The sequence below is a fragment of the Antrihabitans stalactiti genome, from assembly GCF_012932915.1.
In the GTDB taxonomy this organism is placed as follows: Bacteria; Actinomycetota; Actinomycetes; order Mycobacteriales; family Mycobacteriaceae; genus Antrihabitans; species Antrihabitans stalactiti.
In genome coordinates this window covers 61,302-85,395 of record NZ_VCQU01000004.1, presented here as the reverse complement: position 1 = coordinate 85,395, position 24,094 = coordinate 61,302, and the positions used below count along the sequence as shown (strand labels likewise).

Below are 24,094 nucleotides of genomic sequence, written 5' to 3'. Positions count from 1 at the left end.
CGATTGGCCGCGTTTGTGGTGCCCAATTGTTGATCCCATCGGAGCAGCGCACGACGCCTGACCGATGTCCGAACGCGCCGACGGAGTCGGTGCTGTGTTAGCCAGTCGGCGGCCTGCTGGTAGATCGCCGCTTTTCGATAACGTCAACAGAAATGAGTGCACTATGAACCGCTCGAGACTCGCCGGCACGGTTGTCGTAGCGGCGACAGCTACGGCTCTGGCCTGCGGAACTGCCCATGCGGCACCGGCCGAACCCGTACCTCCGACGCCGAATTCCGTTGTCCGGCTTGCTATTCCGGTAGCACCGGGTGTCAACTATTACGCCCAGGGCGGCGACGCTGCGCTGCAGACACCGTGGGGGACCGTGAGCTTGTCCCCGGGCCTGCATGTCTCAGTTCAGGATGAACGGGGCAACCCAGTGCTGGGTGAACCACGTAACGCCGGCGTGAACCTCGACGCCGCTCAGTCCGTAGTGGCCACCGCAGACGTCCCTGGTGTCCACCCAGTGGACGCCGACGCTGTGCCGACGATCGATCCGGTCACGAAGTTCGAGACCGCGCTCGCGACATTCTCACTGAACGTCGGCACCGCAGTGACGGTCGGCGCCATGGTCGGCGGCGTAGGTGGCGCGGCGCTCGGATGCGTTATCCCCGGTCTCGCCGGAGCCGCTGTAGCGCTCGTGGGCGCAATTCCGGCATGCATCATCGGCGCGGCAACCGTTGGTGGCTTGGGGGCCGTTATCGGCGGTGCGGCGCTAGGTATTCCAGTTGCGATCGTGTCCGGCGTTCAAATGGCGCAAACCTTGAGCCAGTAGCGCTCGTCCGTCGGCACCCGTGGCACCACGCCAGCGGAAACCATGCGATCGCCGCAGCACTCTCCTGAGAGAGGTTGCGGCGATCGCTTGGTTTTGGTCGCCAACTCGTACACCATCGCCGAACACTTGTGCACCGGCTACCTATGAATTCGCGGCCGAACCCGCTCTGGGTGGATCGGCTCGTGGTGGCGGACCGCACGTATTCTTGACTGTACGTGCGGTCAGCACGGTATAGTGGCTGCATGGAGCACTCAGTCGAAGCGCGAGCAGCGGTACTCCGCACTGCCGACGGCCCGTTCGAGTTGGAGGACGTCCTGTTGGACGCACCCGGCCACGGCCAAATCGTTGTCCGCATCGCGGGTGTCGGCGTGTGCCACAGCGACTTCCTACCCAGGACGCCGATGGCGAAACCGCCGATCATCACAGGCCACGAAGGCGCGGGTGTCGTCGAGGTCGTCGGCGACGGGTCTGAGGGTCTGCAAGTCGGCGACCATGTCGTGCTGTCTTTCGATTCCTGCGGCACGTGCCGCAACTGCCTGGATGCGCAACCGGCGTACTGCGAGACGTTCTGGCCGCGAAACATGTCCGGCTACCGCCCGGGTCGGCCCACGAACGTGCGCGACGGTGCCGGGGAGCCGATCAAAGGCAACTGGTTCGGCCAATCCTCGTTCGCAAATCTCAGCGTCGTGGCCGCGCGGAACGCCATCAAAGTCGACCCGACCCTGCCGCTGGAACTTCTTGGGCCGCTGTCGTGCGGTGTACTGACCGGTGCAGGTTCCGTCTTCAATTCGCTCGGTGTCGAATCTGGTTCGAGCATTGCGGTTTTCGGGGCAGGAACGGTTGGGCTGTCGGCGATCATGGCTGCGCAGGTTGCCGGCGCGACGACCATCGTTGCCGTCGATCGCAATCCCGATCGTCTGCAACTCGCCGAAAAGCTCGGCGCCACTCACAGTTTCGAGGCGTCCACCGACAACCTTGCGGTCGCGATGAAAGCGCTCGTGCACGGCGGGCTCGACTACTCACTCGACACCACCGGTGTGCCGTCGGTGATCTCGACAGCGATCGACATCCTGCGATTGCGGGGCGTATGCGGTTGTGTCGGCGTGCAATTGAAACCACTCGAGCTTCGGCCCGATCAACTGGCGTTCGGTCGGACCATCAAGGGCATCCTCGAAGGCGACTCGGTACCGAAGCTGTTGATCCCCAAGTTGATTGCCCTGTGGCAACAGGGCCGATTCCCGTTCGACGAACTCATCCAGACGTTCCCGCTGGATCAGGTGAACGACGCTGAGCAGGCAATGAAGTCCGGCGCGGTCGTGAAACCCGTGCTCATCCCAAGCCAGAAGGACGCGCAATGACGCACGTATTCGACTCTCTGTTCATCGACGGCTCCTGGGTGCGACCGTCGTCGTCGCAGCGGATCGAGGTGCATTCGGCGAGCACGGAAGAACTGCTCGGAAGTGTGCCCGCCGCAAGCGAATCCGACATCGATACTGCGGTTGCCGCGGCCCGCACGGCATTCGACGACCCAACCGGCTGGTCGCAGTGGGAGCCCTCGCGCCGCGCCGCCGCTATCGAACGATTCGCGCAGGAGTTGGAAGCGCGCAGTGAACAAATTGTTCAGCACGTCAGCGGGCAGAACGGCATGCCCGTCCGATTCGGGCGGCTGACCGAAGGTGCTGTGCCCGCGAAGATCCTGCGCTACTACGCGGGCTTGATTCAGGAACTGCCGACGACCGAGGTGCGCAAGTCGCTCGTGTACGGCAGTACCGAGGTCCGTCGCGAGCCGATCGGCGTCGTCGGCGCCATCGTGCCGTGGAACTTCCCGCAGACCCTGACGTTCTTCAAACTCGCGCCAGCGCTCGCGGCGGGTTGCACGGTCGTGGTCAAGCCGTCGTCGGAAACGGTGCTCGATGCCATGGTCGTCGCGGAGGCGGCTGCAGCCGCGGAGTTGCCGCCGGGTGTGCTCAACATCGTGCCCGGATCCGGTCGCACGGCGGGTGCCCGGCTGGTCAGCCATCCCGACGTCGACAAGATCGCCTTCACCGGATCGACCGAAGCCGGACGGTCCATCGCGGAAGCCTGCGGGCGACTGTTTCGGCCCGTCACGCTGGAGTTGGGCGGCAAGTCCGCCGGAATCATCCTCGACGACGCCGACCTCGCCACCACGCTGAAAGGGCTCTTCGCCGCCAGTCTGATGAACCAAGGGCAGAGCTGCTACATCTGCACCCGAATTCTTGCGCCACGGAATCGGTACAAGGAGGTCGTCGACGGCCTGAGCGATCTCGTCCGATCGCTGAAGATCGGCGATCCGCTCGACCGCTCGACCGTCATCGGACCGGTCGCCAGCTCGAAGCAACGCGACATCATCGAGGGCTACATCGCGAAAGGTATTGCCGAGGGCGGTCGAATCACCGCAGGTGGGGGACGGCCCGAAGGCTTCGATCGCGGCTGGTACGTCGAGCCGACGATCTTTGCCGACGTCGACAACAACGCCACGATTGCGCGTGAAGAGATCTTCGGCCCCGTGTTGGCAGTTATCCCGTTCACCGACGACGACGACGCGATCAACATCGCCAACGACTCCGCGTACGGGCTGGGTGGCACTGTGTGGACCAGCGATGTTGACCGCGGTGCGGCTATTGCACGCCGCGTGCAGAGCGGCAGCATCGGTATCAACGGCTACACGATGGACCACGGCGCGCCGTTCGGTGGCGTGAAGGACAGCGGAATGGGACGTGAGCTCGGTCCGGAAGGTCTCGCCGCCTACCAGCAATACAAATCGATCTACTTACCCACCTAGTGAGTTGACTGCTCGGACGGTCAGCGGCGATACTGGATTGCGGCGCCCGACTGTCGGAACGCCGGATCGCCACAATGAGGTGTGCATGACTCGGCAGCGCAAGCGAATTCACCAAGTAGTACCCACTCTTCCGAGCGGCAGCATGGTCCGGCTCGGCGAGCGCGGTGAGACGTTCGTCCGCGATATTGCCGGTCCCTCCAGTTCAATTCCGGTGGTGCTGCTTCATGGGTGGACCTGGACAGCCGACCTCAACTTCGCCGACGTTTTCGTGCCGCTCTCACGTGCGCATCGCGTGATTGCACCCGATCTTCGGATGCACGGCCGGGGGGTTCGCGACGGAGGTTTCACATTGACCGACGCCGGCGACGATGTGATCGCTCTACTGGACGTGTTGGGGATCGAGCACGCGATTCTGTGCGGCTACTCCATGGGCGGCGGTATAGCGGCAGACGTCGTCGCCCGGTATCCCGACCGCGTCGTCGGCACAGTGATCAGCGGTACCGCCGCCTGTTACGTAGGTACGCCGCGAGATCGGATGATCTTCGCCGGGCTTCGGGCGCTGCAACCGCTGGCGATCGCGGGGTTCGACCCGCGGTTGGGCGTATTCGCGACGGCAGCTCTGCGACGCCGTAGTACGTCGCTGGCATCGCGATGGGATTGGGCGCGTGTGGAACTCGGTCGCACCTCGCTCGCGGACATGCTTGCCGTGGGGCGTCATATTCCGTCCGTGGACTTGCGCGTCCTACCACCGAACGCACAGCCCCGACCCTGCGAATACCTGTTGCTGGCGGGGGACCGGCTGTGCCGCCCGCACTTGCAGCGGGAGCTCGCCGAGGTGCTCGGTGCCCGTATCACGGAAGTCGAAGCCAATCATGATCTGCCGATCACGAATCCAGAGTGGTTCGCCGAGTTGATGATCGACGCGGTCGCCGAACTCACGGATCGCATTTCGCGGCAGCAGTCACGGCTGGCCTAGCGGATTGTCGAATTCGCTCTTATGCAGAGCTTCTCTCGGCCGATGCCTGCGTGAAGGTCAACTCGACGCAAATGTCTATTGACTGTACGTGCGGTCACCAAGCATAGTGGTAGGTAGAGATTAGGAGACGCCCATGTCAGAACCACAGACCTTGCCGCAGGCATTCCAGCGCCACGTCGCCGAACGACCCGACGTCGTAGCGCTTCGTACTCTTGGTGGTGCGGTCAGCTTGACCTGGCGCCAGTACGGCGACGAAGTTCGCCGAATCGCTGGGGGGCTCGCCGCTTTGGGTCTTAAGCGTGGCGACGTCTTCGCGGCGCTTCTGACGAACCGGCCCGAGTTCAAACTTACCGAAATGGCAGCCAATCATCTTGGCGCGACTACGTTCTCGATCTACAACACCTGCAGCGCAGAGCAGATCGAATACTTACTGTCCCACTCGGGCGCAAAAATCGTCGTAACGGAACAGCAGTACGTCGAGCGGATCAAGGCATCCGGCGCCGCAGTCGATCACCTACTGGTCGTCGAAGACGGTGATGTGGCGCGGCTGGAGCCGGCGGCGGATTTCGATTTCGAAGCCGCGTGGAAGGGGGTGCAGCCCGACGACGTGCTCTGCATGATCTACACCTCGGGAACGACCGGCCCGCCGAAGGGTGTCGAGCACACTCACCGTGGCGCCTTCGGGATGGCAGGTGCCTTGACCAGCGCGTTGCCGCTGAACGCGGACGACAAGGTGATCTCGTATCTGCCCTCTGCGCACGCCGCCGACCGGTTCGTTTGCTACTACTTCGGCACCATCTACGGCACGGAGATCACGACCGTCGCCGACATGAAGCAGCTGCCTGCGGCACTTGCCGATGTGCATCCGACTGTCTTTGCTGCGGTTCCGCGAGTGTGGGAGAAGCTCAAGATCGGAGTCGAGTTACAGGTGCAGGCCAATGAGCTGCTCGCTGCCGGTTTCGAGGCGGGCGCTCCACAGGTGATTGCCGCGATTCGGTCGAAGCTCGGACTCGATCGGGTGAAGTGGGCGGTGTCCGGCGCTGCGGCGATCCCGCCGGGTGTCTTCGCGTTTCTGCAGAAACTCGACATCCCGGTGACAGATATCTGGGGCATGTCGGAGATAGGTCTGGCCACGGCGGCGACCCCCGCACTCGCCAAGGCAGGGACGGTCGGTATCCCGTTGCCCGGCTACGAGACTCGCGTCCTCGAGGATGGCGAGCTGCTGATTCGGGCGCCGTTCATCATGAAGGGCTACCGCAACGATCCGGAGAAGACCGCTGAAGCTATCGACGCGGATGGGTGGATGCATACCGGCGATGTCGTCGAGGTCGACGACGAGGGCTTCCTCAAGATCGTCGACCGCAAGAAGGAGCTGATCATCAATGCCGGTGGCAAGAACATGTCGCCGGTGAACATCGAGAATGCGATCTCCGCCGAATCGATGCTGATCGGAGCTGTCATGGCGATCGGTGATGGCAGACCGTACAACGTCGCGCTGATCACCCTCGACCCCGAGGCAGCGCCTGTGTACGCGGCAAAGTTCGGCCTCGAAGCGGACCCGGAAGTACTCGTCAAAGACGAACGCGTCATCGCAGCTGTGCAAGCGGGCGTCGACGCAGGTAACGACAAACTTTCGCGGATCGAGCAGATCAAGCGATTCACCCTGCTGCCGACGTTGTGGGAGTCCGGTGGCGACGAGCTGACGCCGACCGGGAAACTCAAGCGCAAGCCGATCAACGCCAAGTACGCGGCAGAGATCGATGAGCTCTACGCCCGGCAAGACGCGTAGACCGGAGTGGCCCGGGCTCACCACCGCGGAGCGAGGCGCCGGGGACACGTTGGCCGAACTGTGACGATGCTGGGCTCGAACACCTCCAACCAACCGAAAGAAGAGGACCGATGAACGTCGAGGTGGATCGCAATCTATGTGAGAGCAACGGCATTTGCGTCGGGATTGCACCGGACATCTTCGATCTGGACGCCGACGACGAGCTCATTGTCGCCGGCGGTCTGGTGTCTCCCGATCGTCAAGACGATGTACGCGATGCGGTCGCGCAGTGCCCCAAGGCCGCATTGAGAACTGCGTAGTGAACGCGCTCCGTTCAGAGATGGCGGTCGACATCCATTCTTTGGTGGAGGATGCGCACGACATCGATTGTCTCCTCGACGGTCGCCCGGTAGAACAGAACGTGCGATCCGACGGATAGTTTGAAGTAGCCTTTGCGAATCTCGTCGCAGGCCTTCCCGATTCGCGGGTTCGCAGCCGCTCGTTCGATACCGCGCTGAAGTTCGCGGATGTATTCCTCGGCTTGAGCTGCGTTCCAGCGCTTCTCGGTGTAATCCCAAATGTTCTCGAGATCGGCCTTCGCCGCGGGTGCGAGGACAAATTTACTCACCGGCGGTGCGGCTCGCGTTTCTGCGCGACGAAGGCGTCGAAATCGAAAGGTACAGAGGGCCCGCTGCGTTCCCCGTCGACCAACGCGTTCCGCAACGCGCTGATCTGGGTTTCGCGGTCTTCGAGCAGTCGCAGGGCGGTCCGCACAACGTCACTGGCCGAGCGGTACCGGCCCGACGACACCTCGGACTCGATGAAGGCGCTGTAATGCTCGTCGAGGCTGAAAGACGTGTTCTTACCCATGGAGCAACGATACCAATTATTGGTATATCCGGCTCGGTTAGCTGCTCAGACCAGGCAGACAAACGGGCTCGTCACAAAGAGCTGGTGGACTCGCGGAATAGGTTCTTCGTCTTGACTGACCGCTCGTACGGTCATTACACTCGATCGCATGGCCCAGCCCAACGAAGAGCAGCCCGCATTCCTGCGCAAGCATGGCACCATCGCGATCATCACGCTGAACCGTCCGCATGCGATGAATGCGGTCAACGCTGCGATGTCGATCGCTCTGCAGGACGCGGTCGACGAGTTCATCGCCGACCCCGAACTCCGCGTCGGCATCCTTACCGGAGCTGGCAAGGCGTTCTGCGCGGGAGCCGACCTGAAAGAGCTTGCGGCAGGCCGATCGTTGATCGGTCCCGACCAGAAAGAACGCGGATTCGGCGGCATCATGCAGAAGCTGCTGGACAAGCCCCTCATCGCTGCGATCAACGGCTATGCGTTAGGTGGCGGAACAGAGTTCGTGCTCGCGTGCGACCTTGCCGTGATGAGTGACACCGCGACCCTTGGCCTGCCGGAGGTGCGGCACGGGATCATCGCCGCGGGCGGTGGGCTCCTACGACTTTCGCACCGGATTCCGCTCGCCATCGCACTCGAGGCGACGCTCACTGGATCGCCGATCTCGCCCGAAGCGGCATTGCAATGGGGTCTGGTCAATCGAGTGGTCCCGCACGACCAGGTCCTCGATGCAGCAATGCAACTGGCCGAGAAGATCGCGCGGAACGCGCCTCTCGCGGTCCAGGCAAGCAAACGGGTCGTCTATCACGGCGCGACGCAGTCCGATTGGGAACCGGAAGCATGGGCGTTCAGCAATGCGGAGGTCCGGACCATCATGAAGACCGCCGACGCCAAAGAAGGCCCGCGCTCGTTCGCCGAGAAGCGCAAGCCCCGCTGGGAAGGCCGCTGATGGTGACCAGCACAGCGATCGCCGGGCTCGGACTCACCGACGTCGGCAAAGTGTACGATCGCAGCGCCACCGACCTTGCCGCCGAAGCCGTGCGGCTCGCCGCGGCAGACGCGGGCCTCGCGGTGACTGACTTGGACGGTCTGCTCGTCAGCCCCGGCACACAAGGCGCGCCGAAGCTTTCGTTGCAGAAGGTCCTCGGGCTGCAGAACCTGCGCTTGCTCGCCGAAATCGGTGCACTCGGGGCCAGCCCGGCCGCGATGATCTCGCACGCCGCGGCAACGATCGCGCTGGGTGGCGCATCCGCCGTTGCCTGTGTCTTTGCCGATACGCCGTTGAAACCGAAGGGTTCCGCGCGCGACGCGTTCGGGAAGCAGCGTTCGCTACCATGTGGTTTCGCGTCCTATCACGCCGGCATCGGCGCGATTACGCCGAACTTGTTCTACGCCATGGCTGCCCGCCGCCACTTCGAGACCTACGGGACCACGAGCGAGCAACTGGGCGCCATCGCGGTCGGTCAGCGGGCGTGGGCGGCGAACAACCCTGTCGCGCAATTCAAGACGCCGCTCACGCTCGACGAGCACCAGGCCTCACCGCTCGTCGCGGATCCGCTCCACCTGCTCGATTGCTGCCTGGTCTCCAATGGTGCTGCGGCAGTGATCGTCACCTCGGCCGAGCGGGCCCGAGATCTTGCCCAGCCGCCCGTGGACGTGCTCGGCTGGGGCCAAGCGCATCCGGGCCGAGTGATGCACCGCGAGTCGGAGTTCGGCCTTCGGTCCGGCGCCGCCGATGCTGGACCTGCGGCGTTGCGCATGGCCGGGGTGACGGTCTCCGACGTCGATTTGCTCGAACTCTACGACAGCTACACCTACACGGTCTTGATCACGCTGGAGGACTACGGATTCTGCCCGAAGGGCGAGGGCGGCAAGTTCGTCGCCGACGGCAAACTCGCACCCGGCGGCAGCCTGCCGTGCAATACCGGCGGGGGACAGCTCTCCAGCTACTACCTCACCGGATTCACCCCGATAGTCGAAGCAGTGATACAGGGCCGCGGCCACGCCGGAGCGCGCCAGGTCGACAAGAAGGACGTGATCATGGTCAGCGGTAGTGGTGGCGTTCTCGAACATCACGCCACCTTGGTTCTCAGCGGGGCTGTGCGATGAACTGGCCACCGATGCAACGAAACTCGAAAAGCGCCGAGTTCTTCGACGCCGCCGCGCGCGAGGAACTCGTCATCAAGAAGTGCGCGCATTGCGGGCAGGCTTTGCCACCCGAGGCGGTCGTCTGCACAACGTGCGGTCGCACGGAACTGTCTTGGTCTCCGGCCGCAGGGACCGCAACGCTCGTGACGTGGACCGTTGTGCACCGCGCGCCCAATCGCGCCTTTGCCGACCTCGTCCCGTATACCGTCGGCGTCGTCGAATTGACCGAAGGTCCTTGGCTTTACGGCCGCGTCGTCGGTGCCCCGTCGGCCGGAATGGCTCTGCGTGCCGAATTCATCCACGCCCAGGGCAGCGAAAGCTATCCGATATTCGTAGGACAGGAAGTCTGATGACAGAGTTCGATCTGGCCACCCTGCATGAAGCGATCGCCGCAGAATTGGCGGACGAGCCGTGCGTCGTCACGGCCGACCGCACGTTCACCTGGCGCGAAACGACCGACCGTACCCGACGGCTCGCCGCCGTTCTGCGTTCTCACGGGCTCGGCGGGCGTCGTCAGTCCGACAATGCTTGGGAGACAGGGCAAGACCACCTCGGTGTCTATTTGTACAACGGACCGGAGTATCTGGAAGCTGTGCTCGGCGCACACAAGGCTTCGGTCGCCCCGTTCAACGTCAACTACCGCTACACCGCGACCGAACTTGCCTACCTGCTACGCGACGCGGACGCCAAGGCTGTCGTATTCGGCGGCCACTTCGCCGCGGTGCTGGATGAAGCGTTGTCACAGCTGGATTCTCGTCCGCTCCTCTTACAGGTCGACGACGGCAGCGGGGCTCAGTTGCTAGACGGTGCACTCGGTTACGAGCCGGCACTTGCCGCGGCAGACCCCGCCGACGGCGTACCGAACGCGACTCCGGACGACCGGCACCTGCTGTACACCGGTGGCACCACCGGTATGCCGAAAGGTGTGATCTGGCGCGTCGGCGATTTGGTCGGCGGTCCGATGGGCGTGCGGAACGCCGCAACCGTCGAGGACGTGGTCGAACGGGCTCGCAAGATTCGCGGTCGGGTATTACCGGGGCCGCCGTTGATGCACGGCGCGGGCACCGGAATCGCACTCGGCGGCTGGCTCAGCGGCGCGACCATCGTCTTCCAACCGAACCCCGAAAAGTTCGCTGCACCGGCTTTTCTCGACACCTGCGAGCGCGAGCATGTCACGTCGATAGCGATCGTCGGCGACGCCTTCGGCACACCACTCGTCACCGAACTCGAAGCGAACCCACGCGATCTGCCGGACCTGCGACTTATCGTGAACAGCGGTGCGGCCCTTCGTGACTCATCAAAGGCGCGGCTACGCGAACTCCTACCGACCGTCCGAATCGCGGACGTGCTCGGATCGTCGGAGACCGGATTGCACGCCAAGCGGAATGGGAAAGCCTTTGCCGCACGCGGGGATACCGCGGTCGTCGACGAATCCCGCACCCGTCTCGCGGAGCAGGGCGAGATCGGCTGGATGGCGCAGGGCGGCCACATCCCGATGGGGTATCTCGGCGATCCCGACAAGACCACCGCGACATTCGTCACCGTCGGCGACAAGCGCTACTCCGTCCCCGGCGATCGTGCGCGGTTGCTCGACGACGGCACTTTCGAATTCCTCGGCCGCGAAGCAACGACGATCAACACCGGGGGAGAGAAGGTCTTCGCCGAAGAGGTGGAGGACGTGGTGCGTGCGCTGCCGGGTGTCGTCGACGTTGTCGTCGTCGGCCGTGCGAGCGAGCGTTGGGGCCAGGAAGTCGTCGCGCTCTATCAGTCCGCCGACGACACCGTGACGGTCGAACAACTGGTCGTCGGCTGCCGAAACAGTTTGGCAGGCTACAAGATTCCAAAAGAATTCATCCGAGTCGAGAAGGTCGGCAGGCACGCGAACGGGAAGACCGACTACGCGTGGGCCAAAAAGGCTGCGACTGCAACCAAGGAGACAGCAATGACCATCCCTGATCTCGGCAACCCCAGCACCTATGTGCCGGGATTCCCGTACGACGAGGTCGCAGCGCTGCGCCGCGAAGCGCCGGTGGCGTGGATTCCTGAGCCGGCGTCCGAAGGTTTCGATGGCGGTCCCGGCTTCTGGTACTTGACTCGCCACGCCGATGTGATGGCAGCGGGTAAGCGCCCGGACCTGTTCAGCTCGGAGGAGGGTGGCACCTGGGTGCGCAACGTCTCCCCGCAAGAACTGGCGATCCAGCGCCAAGCGATGCTGAACATCGACCCGCCGATGCACTCCCAGATGCGAAAGATCATCAGCAAGGCGTTCACTCCACGCGTCGTGGCTGGGATGGCTGAATCCATCGACACGCACGCCGACGCGTTGGTTGCCTCGCTCGGTGACGGCGGCGATATCGATTGGGTAGAGAAGGTGTCGTCGGAGCTGCCGCTATTGGTGCTTGCCGACATCTTGGGCATCCCGTCCGATGAGCGACATCTGTTGTTCGACTGGACGAATCGCATGGTCGGCTTCGACGATCCGGACGCCGTCGACAAACGGTCGTATGTGTCGGCGTTCCTGGAGCTGTTCGCTTATGCACGCAAGATGACCGCCGAAAAGCGCGCGAACCCGACCGATGATGTGTGGAGTCTGGTCGTGAACGCCGAGGTCGACGGCGAGCAGCTGACCGACGACCAGCTCGACAGGTTTTTCCAGCTCCTTGTGATCGCCGGCAACGAGACCACGCGCAACATGCTCAACGGCGCGCTCGTGCTGTTGTCCGAGAACCCCGATCAGTGGGACTTGCTGCGCGACGATCCGAGCCTGATGCCGTCCGCGGTCGAAGAGATACTTCGGATGTTTCCGCCGATCATGCAGTTCCGGCGCACATGCGTACAGGACACCGAGGTCAGCGGTCAGCAGATCAAGGCTGGCGACAAGGTGGTGCTCTCCTACGCAGCCGCCAACCGGGACGACACCGTGTTCGAGAACCCGGACACCTTCGACATCACCCGCAAAGACAATCCGCACGTATCTTTCGGTTTCGGCACGCACTTCTGCCTCGGCAGCGGCGTCGCCCGACTCGAAGGCCGGACGTTGCTGACCAAGCTGTTCGAGCGGTTCTCGAAGATCGAAGTCACCGGCGAGCCGGTCCGGCTGCGGTCCAACTTCGTCAACGGAATCACCGAACTGCCTGTCCGGCTTTCTATTTAAGTGAGGTCAGCATGACCTACAACGACGTATGGTCGACGCCTGAGCGCAACGACTTGCGAAAGCTGGTCGCCGATTTCACCACTCGCGAGATCGCGCCGTTCATGGATCAGTGGGAGCTCGACGGCGCGGTACCTCGATCGCTGCACGAAAAGGCAGGCGAGATCGGCCTGCTCGAGCTGGCTTTTCCGGAATCCGTTGGTGGCGCAGGCGATTACATCGACATGATGATCCTCGTCGAGGAACTCATCGGCAACGATGGCAGTGCTGGACTTTGCGGGGCGTTGCTGACGCACAGCATCGCGACACCGCACATCGCCGCCGCGGGCGACGCCGACCAAATCGACAAGTACGTGCGGCCCACGCTGGCGGGCCGCAAGATCGGTTCGCTCGCCATCACCGAGCCCGGCACCGGCTCCGACGTCGCGAACATCACGACGAAGGCCGTGCTCGACGGCGACCACTATGTGGTCAACGGTGCGAAAACCTACATCACCTCGGGCACCCGCGCGGACTACGTCACCACGGTCGTGCGCACGGGCGGACCAGGACACAAAGGGCTGTCGCTGCTGGTTGTCGACACCGACACCCCGGGGTTTTCGGTCACGAGCAAGCTGCACAAAATGGGCTGCCTGTGTTCGGACACAGCCGAACTCGCTTACGACGACGTTCGTGTCCCGGTCGCCAATCTCGTCGGCGCCGAGGGAACGGCGTTCGGCCAGTTGATGACTCGTCTCGACGGTGAGCGGCTGCAGTTGGCGGTCCAGGCGTATGCGACTGCCCAACGTGCATACGACCTGACGATCCCATGGGCGCGCGAACGGACGACCTTCGGTGAGCCGCTGGCCCATCGCCAGGTCATCAGGCACAAGCTTGCCGAGATGGCACGGCAGACGACCGCGGCACGCACCTTCGTTCGCGATGTCGTCGCACGCTACGTCGATGGCCAAAAGGTCAGCCGCGAGGTCGCCATGGCCAAGAACACCGCCGTCTACGCGTCCGACTACGTCGTGAACGAAGCGGTCCAGATCTTCGGCGGAATGGGCTACATCCGCGAGAACGAAGTGGAACGGCTCTATCGCGATGCCCGCATCCTGGGCATCGGCGGCGGGTCGAACGAAATCATGAACGAAATCATCGCCAAGACACTCGGGTTGGACTGAACAGGGCGGAGCCCGAAACATTATGCTGCGCAATCTTTACGAAGCCGACCACGACGTATTCCGTAACAGCGTGGTCAAGTTCATCGAGCAGGACATCACGCCGCACCGCGAACGGTGGGACGAGTCCGGTCTGATCGATAGCGACCGGCGCCATGATCGTCGGGACGGTCGTTGACGAGCTCGAGCGTCGCGGCGAGCGGCGAGCACTCGTAACCCGGTGTGTCGCAGGTGGTATGGGGATCGCGACAGTCATCGAACGTCTCTGATTGGACACACCCGGCCGGGAAAGGTTGGAGTTGACCGACCTTCGGCGCTAGCATAACCGTACGTACAGTCGTTTTGACCGAGGGTGGTATGCAAATGGTCGCGAGGCCGGGTCGCAAGGACGAAATTTTGGCGACGTTCATCCGCCATGTCGCCCAACGGGGTTACGAACAAACAAATCTCGGTGACATCGCCAAAGAGCTCGGCATGTCCAAGGGAACGATCGTGCACCACTTCGGCACCAAGGCGCAGATGTTGCGCGAACTCGAAGACAATTACATGAGTCAGCGAAAGCGCGAAGTCGAGGCGATCTGGGCGCAGGTCGAGACTCCGGCGGAGCGCATCGCTGCACTCATCTACGCGGCGGTCTTCTATCAAGTCGAGGACCGAGACGCCACGATCGCCAGCCAACGCGAGATCGTCCAGCTTGCCGACGATCCCGCGATGGCAAAGATTCGACTCCAGCGCAGCGACGTGCAGCGCTTCATGAGCGACGAAATCCGCGCCGGCGTTGCCGGGGGAGTGTTTCGAAAGGTCGACGAATCGATCACCACGCTGCAGATATTCGGTTCACTGCAATGGATGTGGACCTGGTTCGATCCAGCCGGGCGCTACACACCTGAGCAGGTTGGCGCATCGTTCGTCGACATATTCCTCGGTGGCCTGCTCGTCGACCGGCTGAGTTTGGCGACGTTGGCTGATCCCAAGGGACGTTTAGTCAAGCTCGTCCGTAAGAGTGTCCAACAGGCCCGTCAGTCGGACGCTGCCTAACCGCTATCACCCAGACGGATGGCTGCACACCGGCGACACAGTCGAAGTCGGTCCTCGCCACGAGGTCTACGTCGTCGACCGCCTCAACTAGCTCATCAAATACAAGGGCTACCAGGTACCACCAGCCGAACTCGAGGCACTACTGCTCACACACCCCGCCATCGCTGACGCCGCAGTGGTGGCACACCCCGACGAGGAGGCCGGCGAAATCCACCGGGCCTTCCTCGTACTCCAAAACGGAGCGGAAGCAAGCGCGGAGGAACTCATCACCTGGATCGCCGACCGAATCGCACCGCACAAGCGCATTCGTCTCGTCGACTTCATCGACGCCATCCCCAAAAATCGGTCTCGGGCAAGATCCTCCGCAAGGACCTCAAAGGCCGACTCGTCCAAACACACTGATTGAGGGCCGCAGATGCCCCTCGGCACAGGTCACACCCAGCGCGGGCGACGCGCTAGCGAACCACGGTGGCCACGTCTGCGAGTGCGCTATTCGGGACTGTCTCGCATTTCGCGAACATCGATGTCAAGAACGCGGGTGATCGGTTCCCATCGTGTCAACGATGTTGTGACGATCGGCCAGTCGAACTTCCTGGCCACGACGACAGCGTGGGCGGCTGCGAAATCTTCCGACTGCGTCTGTTCATTGGTCGCGCCGAGGACGCGCGCCAACTCGGTTACCTCGGAAGTGGACGCGAGAGGTTCGAGCTGCAGCGCAGGCAAGTGAAGGATCATGCTGTTGATGTCGCTGATCATGTCATCGGAGAGCGAGACTTGGGCGCGCGCGAGCGTCGCAGCGGGGACGCTGAACCGGATATCGCGCTCTGTCATTCCGAACAACGCCGATACGACGATGCTGTCGGAGAAAGCGAAAGCTTCGATAACGGTGTCATCGAGGACGTACCCGGTCAACGGTGGGTGCCGTCAGACCGTTTATCTAGATACTACTCGGCGAGCTCCGCGGCGATTCGGTCGCCGCGAGCGAATGCATCAGGATCGCTGCGCGCAGTGGCGAGACGCGATTCCCACGCAACCTGTCCGCGGGTCTTGGCCGGGTCGTCACCAGGGATCAATGCCGCTAACCGATCACGGGTCGCGTGTGCTGCATGGCCGAGTCCGTCAGCCGCCGCGCGCAGAATCGACCTGAGTGGATTCGTGTCCTGGCTCGACATACTGCGACCGTAGCAGTTGGCACCGTCAGAAACACGCTGACGCGGTCGACCTACGGGAATCTGCAGGAAATTGGTATTCGGCAACCAGCCTGCGGACCGAAAGGGTTGTCCGTCAACATTTCTGGGGCTCCAACGCCGACTATTGATCGATACCCGAAGCTTCACAATGTGAAGCCGCCGGTCGCGCTGTCGAGCGAGCGATCGGCGGTGTCCGTTGCCGGTGTTGTTGTCACAACGTCGGTCCTCGTCGGTGGTGATCGGGATCGGGTCGTGGCCTGCGGGTCGGTCGTCGCGTAGGCAGCGGTGCGCTGAGGCTGTCGTCGGACACGACCGCAGCTGGCGGCTGTGGTGTGGCCTTCGCGGCATGCTGGGCCGCGGTGCCGGTGTGGTTGAGGCTGTCGGCGAGGTCGCGGGCGCCGCGACTCTGCGCCCGGAGGAGGTGTCCGTCGAGGATGTCGCGGTTGCGGCGGGCGGCGTTGAGTTCGTCGGTGTCCAGGCTTTCCGCCAGTGCCTGCACGGCGTGTATCTGTTCTTCGGTGACGATCCCGCCGGGCCCTGCGATGTCGACGAGTTCTTGTTGGGCGCTATCGGCCTCGCCGCGCGCGGTGTCGGCGTGGGCGCGATAGTGCTGGGCTTCAATGGCTTTGAGTCCGGCGTCGAGTTCGGCCGACAACGCGACGTCTCTGTCACGGGCGGTGCGCGTTTGGCGTTGCAGCGTGGCCAACTCGTTTTCGGCAGCCGTCGCTTTTAGGTCGGCTTCAAGCCATCGTTCGTGAGCGAGATTGGCAGCCAGTTGGTGTGGACGCTGTTGGTCGGCACGTTCGCGGAGGTCGCGGATCAGGGGGAGTGCAGCACTGACGTGAGTGCCCTCCGCGGTGGGATGGATCTGGGTGGACCACAGTTCGGCGACATGGCGCTGCGCGGCATCGCGCTCGGCTTCAAGCCGCGAAATCTGTTCGGCGACAGGCAGGTCGGCGTAGGGCAACGCTGTCCAGGCATCGTCGGGGCGGATCCAGTCGTCGGTGTCGACCGGGTCGGGTGCGGGTAGGACGCGGTCGGGGTCAGGGTCGGGCTCGACGATGTCGGGATCGTCGGGCGGGGCGAGGTCCAGCAGGGACGCCAGGTAGTCGGCGTCGGAAACGCCATCGACCATCGTTGTGCTGCGAGGGCGTTGCTCACTGAATTCCGGTGGAACCGACTGCTCGTCGACGGGTTCGTCGGGCAGTGGCTGATCGGCGGGCGGGTTGGGCGCGTGCAGGAGTGCTTCGATGCGCCAGGTGAGGGCGGTCGCGAGTTCGTCGGGTCGCAGCGGGTGCTGATCGTCGTGTGCTCCGCGCAGCAGATCGTAGGACGCGGCGAGCAGCTGCTCGGGAAGCCAGCGGTTGGGGTCGGCGGAATCGATCGCGGCGACCAGCGCCGGCCAGGCGGCGTCGCGGGTGACGCGGTCGGCCTCCTCGCCGAGGACGGCGTGCAGGACGGGTTCCCAGTGCGGGTGCAACCTCGACGTTGCGATGCCGGCGTCGAGAACAGCCGGGGTGAGGTGGTGCGACAGCCGCCACCACAACGCGGCGGCCGGGAGTTCGGTGGGTAGCGGGCTGGTGTGGCCCTCCCGCAGGACGAGTGCTTCGACGTCGATGCCGGCGCGGGCCGCAGCGGTGAGGCGGTCGGCAAGCACGGGCCAGTAGGGATCCTCCACGATGCGCGGATCGATCCGATTCGCCAACGCTGTCCACACGGTAGCCGAACGGGTCGGGTCGCCGAGCACCACGTGCGCGCGGGCAGCGAGCCCGGTTTGGTGGCGGTGTTCGGCGGCGGTGCGCTGGTCGGGACCGGTGGGACGGCGGTCGCTGTCATCGACACCGAGTGCGGCGCGCCACACCGCGAGATCGGCCAACAAGCCGTCGTCGGCACCGCCTGCAAGTGGTCGCGCCCAGAGCGGCGCGGTCGCAGGTTCCCAGGCTCGGGTGTCGGCCGCGACGTCGGCGGCGAGTCCGGCGACCAGACCGGACCGCGTGCGCAGGTATCGGCCCCACGTCGGGTGCTCGGACAGTGCGGTGGGGATGCCGCGCAGCCAGGGGAGCGGTCCGGTCCCAGCGGAGTGGCGACCCGTGGCGTCGATCCGCCAATCCAACACCGCTGCAACGTCACCGGCGTTGCCGAGGTCGCGGCTGCGGGCAGCGGAGGTCAGTGCGGCGACCGGGTCCTGCCCTCCGATCGCGAGGGTGGCGAGGTGGTGCCGCAGCGTGGGCCAGGCCGGTTGGTCGGTCAACCCGGGGTGCAGCGTGTCGGCGGCGGCGTCGATCCGGGCCAGTGCGTCGGCGCCGAGGACTGTTTTGGCCGCGGTGCCGAGCGCGTCGGAGTACGTGTCGACAGCGTGGGCGAGACGCTGGCGCGGATCGGCAAGTTCCCGTGTCGTCGTGGTGGCGGAGCGTTGCCGACCGTCACGGTTGAGAACTCGGGTGAACAGGTCGACGGCGGTCACGGGGTGCAGTGCTTCGTCGGTGAGTACCGAGTGTTCGTCGCCGGGCAGGGCGGTGGCGAAGTAGAGATGATTGCTGTGGCGGCCGCGGGTGACGGGAACGTAGACGTCGTTGCGGGTTTCGTGCCCGGTCAGCACGGTGTGGCTGGTGTCGGCGGTGATGCCTTGGCAGGTGTGGATGGTGGCGGCGTAGCCCAGCGCGACGTCGCTGGCGACGTAATCCGCGGGCAGGTGGATCGTGCGCCCGGTTCGCAGGTGCGTGGCGTCGAGACTGCCGTCCGGGAGGACGCGCTGGACGGTGAATCGGTAGCCGTTTCGGACCCAGTCCGTGGCCGACAGGGGTAGGCGCCGGTCGTTGCGGGTGGTGCGGATCGTGTCACCCGCCGAGGCGGACAGTCCGTCGGCCAGCGCAACGTCGGGTCCGATATCAGCAGGGGAGACGTTTGCGAGTCGATCTGCCCGGGCTCGTTCGTTGAGCGCGTGCACGGTGTCGCGGGTGGGTGCCATCATCACCGCGTCGAGCCCGGCTTGCCGGTCACGGGACCATGCTGTGTAGGCGAGATCTTCGGCGGTCGCGTGGTCGCCGACGTGGATTCTCCCGTGGTCGAGGTAGTAGCCGATCGCGGCGGGGTCGCCGTCGCGCAAGGCGAGGGAGGCGGATCCTTCGGCGGTGTCGGTGAACCGTAGGACGTGGCTGAGGGTGACCGCGCCGTGGGTGTCGGCGATGTCGCGGACGACTCCGCCGGCGGCGACCGCGGAGAGTTGCCGGTCGTCGCCGACCAGTCGCACACTCGCGCCGCGTGAGATGAGGAACCCGACGGCGCGGTCGAGGGTGAGGGTTCCGGCGAGCGCGGCTTCGTCGATGACGACCAGTGTGCGGTCGTCGATGTCGCGGATCCAGGAGGGCACCTGGACTGTCTGGCCGGTCATTCGTGCCCGCTCGACTCGGTCGAGGGTGTCGACGAGTTTGTCGATCGTGTCGCACACGGTGCCCATGTCCTCGCGCAGGACGGCGGCTGCGTTGCCGGTGGGGGCCAACCCGATCACGGTGCCGCCGTCGGCTTCCCAGCAGCGGGCCAACACCTTCATTGCGGTGGTTTTGCCGGTGCCGGCGGGGGCCAGTGCGAGTTGCAGACGCGCGCCGGAGGTGGCGAATTCGCGCACCAACGCGGATTGTCCGGGGTTGAGTGCGCGGCCTGGATTGTTCGCGGCGTGGGCGAGCAGTTCCAGTTCCACCGTCATCGTCGACACGCGGCGACCGTCCCGCGCACCGGCCGTGGCGACCAGTCGTTGTTCGGCGGCGACGATCGGTTCGCAGGTGTAGAGCTGGGTGCGGGCGGAGGTGTAGACGCTGGTTCCGTCGGTGCGCCGCAACACCTCCGGCTCGTTCACCCGGTCGGGTGTTCCTAGCGGCACGGACCGGGTCGCGTGCAGTGTCGCGGCGGTCAGGCGTTCGACGGTGGCCACGAGTGTGTGTGGATCGACATCGGCCGCACGCGTGACACGTTCAGCCTCGGCACGGACGTGGGCCTCCTGCCACGTGGCACGCCCACGGGCAACGGTCGCGACGATCCGGTCGGCAGTCTGATCGATCCAGTCCCGTCCGACGTGAGTGCGACGCGCCGCCTGTCGCGGGTGCAGCGTAGTGCGGATCATGGCCGCCAACGCGGTGTCGCCACCGAGAACACGCACGGCTTCCGCGCGCCACGCGATGCGTTGCTCGGCCTCCGAACGCGGTTCGTGTTTGCGGTCTCGGGTGTCGAGCGTGGCTTGCTGGGCGAGCGCGATCGCCTCGACCGGGGTCGGTTCGCGACCATGATCGCGTTGAAACGCGGTGGCGAGTTCGCCGCGGCGAACCTCGATCGCCTCGCGGCGGGACGACCAGAATTTGCACAGTTTCTCGTCGACGCCGACGACTTCCCGCACGGCACGTTTACGCGGGTCGGTGTTCGGGCGTTCGGTGAAACGCAACCCCAACCTGGTGCGGAGGTGGCTTTCCAGTCGGGTGTTGTAGACCTCGGACGCGGCGACGGCCCACTTGTGAATCGGGGTGCCGTCGAGGGCAAGCCATTTGCCGTCGAGGGTGCGGACCTTGTTGGAGATGACGAGGTGGGTGTGTAGATCGGGGTCGCCGGCGCGGGAGTCGCGGTGGGTGTAGGCGGTGCCGATCAATCCTTGGACGTCGACTTGTTGGATGCCGTTGCGCCCGAGGCGGGTGTAGGCGGCGTGGGTTTCGAGGAAGGTGAGCATGTCGGCGACGGCGTCGTCATGGGCTTGGCGGATGGTGTCGGCGACCGGTGTCGGGGCGATCGCCCACAGCGCTGACACGCTCTTCACCGGTGAGCAGGTGAGGTCGTACCCCGCGACCGCGGTCGTGGAGTGTCGGCTGTGTCGGGCCACGAACCCGGAGAGTTCGGAGTCGTGGAGGGGGTCCCGCCCGTGGTGTTGCACGAACAGTTCGAGTCCGACGTCGGTGCGGATCCGGGCACGTTCGTCGTCAGGAACGGGGGCGTCCCACCGGTTGCCGTGGCGCAAGTTGTGCGCGGTGAACCGGGCCGCAACCTCCTGCCGAAACGCGTTCGCGTTGGTGTAGACGCGGAACGGGGTGCCGAGGCGAGTCGAGGCGAGTGCTTCTTTCGCTGCCTTCTTCGCCGCGCTTCGTTCGGTCATCCCGTCCGCCATATTGCGTTCGACGAGTTCGCCGATGCGTTGTGTTTCGAGGCGTTCGGCGTTGGGGTGTCGGCCTTCGCCGAAGAGCGCTTTCATCTGTGACTCGGTGACCGGGTCACCGGTGGCGATCGATTCGAACGCGGCCAGGCCGGCGCCCATCCACTGCCCTGGTGACTCGCCTTGGATCGAGTAGTAGTCCGCCAACGACGAAGTGCCGAGTTCGGTGGAGTCGGCAGCGGCGACCTGCTTGGTGAGGTAGGTATATCCGTCACCGGCGGTCAGTTTGTGCATCGACATTGTCATCGGAATCAACGGTCGCAGCCGAATTGCCCGCGGTCCACCAGAATGCAAGAGGTGTGAGGAATTTGGTTTGGTTGGTGGACGGGGGATTGGGGGCGGGTTACGTTGAGCGAGAAATGGGAGTTCGTGCAGGAAATTCGCACGGTGCTGAATCGAAAGTGGACGGGGGAATACGAATTGTCGACACAACGATCGGCCGCGGTGAAAGCGCGCGGTCAAGCGCGGGCGATGCTTGCCGAACGGGTCGCCGCCCGACGTGCCGCCGACAAGGCCAACGAAGAGGACTTGGCCGAGTTCCTCCGGCTGCAATCCGAACTCGAGTCTTTCGATGGCCGTCATGAGTCGGCGATTGCTGCGGCGAAGCAGGTGTACGTCGATGCCGTCGCCCGCGCCGCGGACGAGCACAAGAAGGCAATCTCCGACGCGAAAGCTGCTCAAGCACAGTGTGTTCGACACATGCGCGACCGGGGAGAACGAGTCGCCGACATCGCTGCGCTGACCGGTCTCTCCGGCATCGAGATCGGCCGCTTGACCCGGTCTCTTCCGTCCCTCGCGCCCGACGACGAGCAGTCGCCCGACGACCGTTCATCGTCCGAAGGATCGATCGCCGACTGCTGACTGATGACCCAACCCATGTTCGATTCGATTGAGAAACAATGAGCGAGGTCGAATGATTAAAACAAAGGCCGAGCGGCGCGAAACAATCACGGTCCAGCACAGCGGCGATCGCGCATTCGCAACCAGAGCAGACTGGACACTCGGGGCGCCGTGTCGATAACCGCAATAATCGTATTGTCGAGTTTCGTCTTGTCGTTTGCCACATTGCGGGATCTGGCTGTCATGGCTGGCATATCCAATGAATTGAGCTGGCTGTGGCCGGTCGTCGTCGACGGCACCATTCTGCAAGCGACAATTTCAGTGATCGCATTGACGCGAACCGACTCGCGCAGTGGCGGGCGCGTCTACTTCTGGTTCGTCTTGTTCGTGTCAGCAGTTGTCAGCGTGTCTGCGAACGCGCTTCATGCTGTTGAGGTCGGCGGTCTGCGAATCCATCCAGCGATCGCGGCAGTCATCGCAACCGTCGCACCAGTGGCGCTACTCGCGTCCACGCACGGCATCGTGGAACTACTTCGCAATCGGCAGCCGCAAGCTGTGGATGATGGGCCGTCGGGTGTGACGCCGAGTGAGAAATCAGTCGACTTGAGTTGGCACGAAATCGCCCGGACCCTCGTCGATAGCGAACTCACCACGCGGCTCGGTTTCGACGACGTCGTCGAGATCGTGCGGTGCAGCTTCGAACTCGACATGTCGAACCGCACCATCGCCAAACGAATTGGCAGCAACCACGCCACCGTGGGTCGCGTGCTGGAAGCTGCGCGCCTCGTCGCGGAGCGGCAAGAGTGAGGCTTGGGCAACCAATTTCGCGCTGTCGGCACGAACTCGGGGTGCAACAGATTCGGCGAACGATGTCGCGGGTCGCGATGGAGCGCTTAGTCCGGTTGGATTACCTTCTCGAAGCTGCGTTGCAGTGCGGCCACTAAGTCTTCGACCTCGCGGTCCGGCTCAGCGGACTTCGGCGCAGCGATTGCTCTGCCACCTTCTGCTACTGATACGAGCAGCTTCTTGAGTTCGATCTGGTATTCGTCGGAGAAATCAGCCGGATTGAATTCGCCGGACATACTGGCGACCAGTGCCTGGGCCATTTCGATCTCCAGCGAGGTTGGGGCGTTTGCTTGGCCGATGTCGCTGAACGTGGCCGATGGACGGACTTCGTCGGGCCACAGCAGCGTTTGCAGGACGAGGACACCGTGTTGAACCCGCAAGGCCGCGAGACGAGTCTTCTGGCTTATCCGGACTAGTGGAATCCGGACGTTCCGAGTGCTGTCGTGGTTCGCGGCCTGACGGGCATCGAGCCTGCTCTGTCAATGTGAGTCACGGATTCAGTCCGTGCCGCCGGGCGACCGTTGTTTCGATGACCGATCGTGGTGCCAGGCGCTTGAAGACGTAGACGTGTGGGGCGTTGCTGCCGACTGCATACAGCGACCTAGGTTTGTCGGATTCGACGGACTCGATGATCGTCCTTGCAACCCGGTCGGCGGCGATACCGGCGCGTTCGTTGTTCTCCAGTGCCTCGAGGACGGTGTGGAAATCGTTGGTGTACGGCGATTCTGGGGCCAGATATTTGCTCCGCCGCTCGCGGATTCCGGTGTTGATGACGCCGGGCTCGACGGTGGTGACCCACACCCCGAACGGTGCGGTTTCGAATCGCATTGCTGTGGCGAAGCCTTTGATTGCTGCCTTTGTCGCAACGTAGGATGAGCGGTAGGCAAGTGGAAACGACGCCAGCATCGATCCGACCATCACCACGCGGCCGTACCCGCGGTCGCGCATTCCCGGTAGTAGGAGCTGGGTCAGCCGTACGGGGCCGAGGACGTTCGATGCGAACAGACGCTCGATCGCGTCCGTCGGAAGGTCTTCGAGGGGTCCGGATTGGCTTTCGCCGGCGTTGTTGACGAGCACGTCGACCTGGCCGACGTCGGATGCGCACTTCTCGATCGACGCGGAGTCGGTGAGGTCGAGCGCGAGGTATTCGACCCCGACGATTCTCGCGGCCTCGGGGATGGCGTCGGGATTTCGGCTTGTGCCGATCACGCGGTAACCCCTCGCGTGCAGGGCGCGTGCGGTCGCGTGGCCGATCCCCGAGGAGGCGCCGGTCACCAGTGCTGTGCGGTTCAATTCGTGTCCTTGCTC

Annotated in this window: 22 protein-coding genes and 2 pseudogenes; 17 read left to right on the top strand and 7 right to left on the bottom strand. The window is 64.1% G+C overall.

Going from position 1 to position 24,094, the window contains the following annotated elements; translation table 11 throughout:
- The first annotated feature begins 163 nt into the window (after positions 1-163).
- The 6 genes from FGL95_RS12685 (at position 164) to FGL95_RS12660 (ending at position 6,681) form a co-directional block, all read left to right on the top strand.
- Entirely contained in the window at positions 164-814 is a 651-nt protein-coding gene (locus FGL95_RS12685; protein ID WP_169587260.1) for a hypothetical protein, read from the top strand.
- Positions 815-1,056: 242 nt separating this feature from the next.
- Positions 1,057-2,172, top strand: coding sequence for an NAD(P)-dependent alcohol dehydrogenase (locus FGL95_RS12680; RefSeq protein WP_169587258.1), 1,116 nt, complete (start codon positions 1,057-1,059; stop codon positions 2,170-2,172).
- The gene (locus tag FGL95_RS12675) at positions 2,169-3,617 is read left to right on the top strand and encodes an aldehyde dehydrogenase (RefSeq protein WP_169587256.1); all 1,449 of its coding nucleotides are present in this window, start codon (positions 2,169-2,171) and stop codon (positions 3,615-3,617) included. Before FGL95_RS12680 ends, FGL95_RS12675 begins: the two co-directional genes overlap by 4 nt.
- 85 nt (positions 3,618-3,702) lie before the next feature.
- Positions 3,703-4,593 (top strand): alpha/beta fold hydrolase, encoded by an 891-nt coding sequence (locus tag FGL95_RS12670; protein WP_169587254.1) that lies wholly within the window; start codon positions 3,703-3,705, stop codon positions 4,591-4,593.
- A gap of 133 nt (positions 4,594-4,726) precedes the next feature.
- Entirely contained in the window at positions 4,727-6,382 is a 1,656-nt protein-coding gene (locus tag FGL95_RS12665) for an AMP-dependent synthetase/ligase (protein WP_169587252.1), read from the top strand.
- A 110-nt stretch (positions 6,383-6,492) separates the two neighbouring features.
- Positions 6,493-6,681, top strand: a complete 189-nt coding sequence (locus FGL95_RS12660) for a ferredoxin (RefSeq protein WP_169587250.1) — start codon at positions 6,493-6,495, stop codon at positions 6,679-6,681.
- Between the two features lie 14 nt (positions 6,682-6,695).
- Here the strand turns inward: FGL95_RS12660 and FGL95_RS12655 are convergent, their stop codons facing one another.
- Both FGL95_RS12655 and FGL95_RS12650 read right to left on the bottom strand, forming a co-directional pair.
- The gene (locus FGL95_RS12655; protein WP_169587248.1) at positions 6,696-6,989 is read right to left on the bottom strand and encodes a type II toxin-antitoxin system RelE/ParE family toxin; all 294 of its coding nucleotides are present in this window, start codon (positions 6,987-6,989) and stop codon (positions 6,696-6,698) included.
- On the bottom strand, positions 6,986-7,231 hold the full coding sequence (locus FGL95_RS12650) for a type II toxin-antitoxin system ParD family antitoxin (RefSeq protein ID WP_169587246.1): 246 nt from the start codon (positions 7,229-7,231) through the stop codon (positions 6,986-6,988). Before FGL95_RS12650 ends, FGL95_RS12655 begins: the two co-directional genes overlap by 4 nt.
- 148 nt (positions 7,232-7,379) lie before the next feature.
- On the opposite strand from FGL95_RS12650, the gene FGL95_RS12645 reads away from it, so the two are divergent.
- From FGL95_RS12645 to FGL95_RS12600, 9 genes and pseudogenes are all read left to right on the top strand, one after another.
- Positions 7,380-8,174: a crotonase/enoyl-CoA hydratase family protein gene (locus FGL95_RS12645; protein ID WP_169587244.1), complete on the top strand. Its 795-nt coding sequence runs from the start codon at positions 7,380-7,382 to the stop codon at positions 8,172-8,174.
- Positions 8,174-9,334: a thiolase family protein gene (locus FGL95_RS12640; RefSeq protein WP_206071826.1), complete on the top strand. Its 1,161-nt coding sequence runs from the start codon at positions 8,174-8,176 to the stop codon at positions 9,332-9,334. Before FGL95_RS12645 ends, FGL95_RS12640 begins: the two co-directional genes overlap by 1 nt.
- Positions 9,331-9,723 (top strand): Zn-ribbon domain-containing OB-fold protein, encoded by a 393-nt coding sequence (locus tag FGL95_RS12635; RefSeq protein WP_169587242.1) that lies wholly within the window; start codon positions 9,331-9,333, stop codon positions 9,721-9,723. Before FGL95_RS12640 ends, FGL95_RS12635 begins: the two co-directional genes overlap by 4 nt.
- On the top strand, positions 9,723-12,527 hold the full coding sequence (locus FGL95_RS31995; protein WP_206071825.1) for a cytochrome P450: 2,805 nt from the start codon (positions 9,723-9,725) through the stop codon (positions 12,525-12,527). The genes FGL95_RS12635 and FGL95_RS31995 overlap by 1 nt, the downstream gene beginning before the upstream one ends.
- An 11-nt stretch (positions 12,528-12,538) precedes the next feature.
- On the top strand, positions 12,539-13,687 hold the full coding sequence (locus FGL95_RS12620; protein WP_169587240.1) for an acyl-CoA dehydrogenase family protein: 1,149 nt from the start codon (positions 12,539-12,541) through the stop codon (positions 13,685-13,687).
- A gap of 22 nt (positions 13,688-13,709) precedes the next feature.
- Complete coding sequence (locus FGL95_RS12615; RefSeq protein ID WP_169587238.1) at positions 13,710-13,862, top strand: hypothetical protein; 153 nt, start codon at positions 13,710-13,712, stop codon at positions 13,860-13,862.
- Positions 13,828-13,953: pseudogene (locus tag FGL95_RS12610) on the top strand (acetyl-CoA C-acyltransferase); the annotation flags it as partial. The gene FGL95_RS12615 and the pseudogene FGL95_RS12610, both read left to right, overlap by 35 nt.
- A gap of 94 nt (positions 13,954-14,047) precedes the next feature.
- Entirely contained in the window at positions 14,048-14,722 is a 675-nt protein-coding gene (locus tag FGL95_RS12605; protein ID WP_169587236.1) for a TetR/AcrR family transcriptional regulator, read from the top strand.
- Positions 14,723-14,735: 13 nt separating this feature from the next.
- Positions 14,736-15,124: pseudogene (locus FGL95_RS12600) on the top strand (AMP-binding enzyme); the annotation flags it as partial.
- Positions 15,125-15,211: 87 nt separating this feature from the next.
- On the opposite strand, the gene FGL95_RS12595 reads toward FGL95_RS12600, so the two are convergent.
- The 3 genes from FGL95_RS12595 to mobF form a co-directional block, all read right to left on the bottom strand.
- Entirely contained in the window at positions 15,212-15,634 is a 423-nt protein-coding gene (locus tag FGL95_RS12595) for a hypothetical protein (protein ID WP_169587234.1), read from the bottom strand.
- A gap of 32 nt (positions 15,635-15,666) precedes the next feature.
- The gene (locus FGL95_RS12590) at positions 15,667-15,894 is read right to left on the bottom strand and encodes a hypothetical protein (RefSeq protein WP_169587232.1); all 228 of its coding nucleotides are present in this window, start codon (positions 15,892-15,894) and stop codon (positions 15,667-15,669) included.
- 229 nt (positions 15,895-16,123) lie between these two features.
- Positions 16,124-21,346, bottom strand: coding sequence for a MobF family relaxase (mobF, locus tag FGL95_RS12585; RefSeq protein ID WP_169587229.1), 5,223 nt, complete (start codon positions 21,344-21,346; stop codon positions 16,124-16,126).
- 102 nt (positions 21,347-21,448) lie between these two features.
- Between mobF and FGL95_RS12580 the strand changes: the two genes are divergently transcribed.
- Both FGL95_RS12580 and FGL95_RS12575 read left to right on the top strand, forming a co-directional pair.
- Positions 21,449-21,961, top strand: a complete 513-nt coding sequence (locus tag FGL95_RS12580) for a hypothetical protein (RefSeq protein WP_169587227.1) — start codon at positions 21,449-21,451, stop codon at positions 21,959-21,961.
- A gap of 150 nt (positions 21,962-22,111) precedes the next feature.
- Positions 22,112-22,747: a DUF2637 domain-containing protein gene (locus tag FGL95_RS12575; protein ID WP_338079835.1), complete on the top strand. Its 636-nt coding sequence runs from the start codon at positions 22,112-22,114 to the stop codon at positions 22,745-22,747.
- 86 nt (positions 22,748-22,833) lie between these two features.
- Here FGL95_RS12575 and FGL95_RS12570 read toward each other — a convergent pair whose 3' ends face one another.
- Positions 22,834-23,193 carry a hypothetical protein gene (locus tag FGL95_RS12570; protein WP_338079865.1) on the bottom strand — a complete coding sequence of 120 codons (360 nt, stop codon included), beginning with the start codon at positions 23,191-23,193 and terminating at the stop codon, positions 22,834-22,836.
- Between the two features lie 82 nt (positions 23,194-23,275).
- Positions 23,276-24,079, bottom strand: a complete 804-nt coding sequence (locus tag FGL95_RS12565; RefSeq protein ID WP_169587224.1) for an SDR family oxidoreductase — start codon at positions 24,077-24,079, stop codon at positions 23,276-23,278.
- Between the last annotated feature and the right edge of the window lie 15 nt (positions 24,080-24,094).

Coding starts and splice junctions, on each gene's coding strand:
- FGL95_RS12670 (WP_169587254.1), top strand. CDS start 3,703: ATGACTCGGCAGCGCAAGCGAATTCACCAAGTAGTACCCACTCTTCCG.
- FGL95_RS12620 (WP_169587240.1), top strand. CDS start 12,539: ATGACCTACAACGACGTATGGTCGACGCCTGAGCGCAACGACTTGCGA.
- FGL95_RS12665 (WP_169587252.1), top strand. CDS start 4,727: ATGTCAGAACCACAGACCTTGCCGCAGGCATTCCAGCGCCACGTCGCC.
- FGL95_RS12675 (WP_169587256.1), top strand. CDS start 2,169: ATGACGCACGTATTCGACTCTCTGTTCATCGACGGCTCCTGGGTGCGA.
- FGL95_RS12685 (WP_169587260.1), top strand. CDS start 164: ATGAACCGCTCGAGACTCGCCGGCACGGTTGTCGTAGCGGCGACAGCT.
- FGL95_RS12645 (WP_169587244.1), top strand. CDS start 7,380: ATGGCCCAGCCCAACGAAGAGCAGCCCGCATTCCTGCGCAAGCATGGC.
- FGL95_RS12635 (WP_169587242.1), top strand. CDS start 9,331: ATGAACTGGCCACCGATGCAACGAAACTCGAAAAGCGCCGAGTTCTTC.
- FGL95_RS12615 (WP_169587238.1), top strand. CDS start 13,710: ATGCTGCGCAATCTTTACGAAGCCGACCACGACGTATTCCGTAACAGC.
- FGL95_RS12640 (WP_206071826.1), top strand. CDS start 8,174: ATGGTGACCAGCACAGCGATCGCCGGGCTCGGACTCACCGACGTCGGC.
- FGL95_RS12660 (WP_169587250.1), top strand. CDS start 6,493: ATGAACGTCGAGGTGGATCGCAATCTATGTGAGAGCAACGGCATTTGC.
- FGL95_RS12680 (WP_169587258.1), top strand. CDS start 1,057: ATGGAGCACTCAGTCGAAGCGCGAGCAGCGGTACTCCGCACTGCCGAC.
- FGL95_RS12650 (WP_169587246.1), bottom strand. CDS start 7,231: ATGGGTAAGAACACGTCTTTCAGCCTCGACGAGCATTACAGCGCCTTC.
- FGL95_RS12605 (WP_169587236.1), top strand. CDS start 14,048: ATGGTCGCGAGGCCGGGTCGCAAGGACGAAATTTTGGCGACGTTCATC.
- FGL95_RS31995 (WP_206071825.1), top strand. CDS start 9,723: ATGACAGAGTTCGATCTGGCCACCCTGCATGAAGCGATCGCCGCAGAA.
- FGL95_RS12590 (WP_169587232.1), bottom strand. CDS start 15,894: ATGTCGAGCCAGGACACGAATCCACTCAGGTCGATTCTGCGCGCGGCG.
- mobF (WP_169587229.1), bottom strand. CDS start 21,346: ATGACAATGTCGATGCACAAACTGACCGCCGGTGACGGATATACCTAC.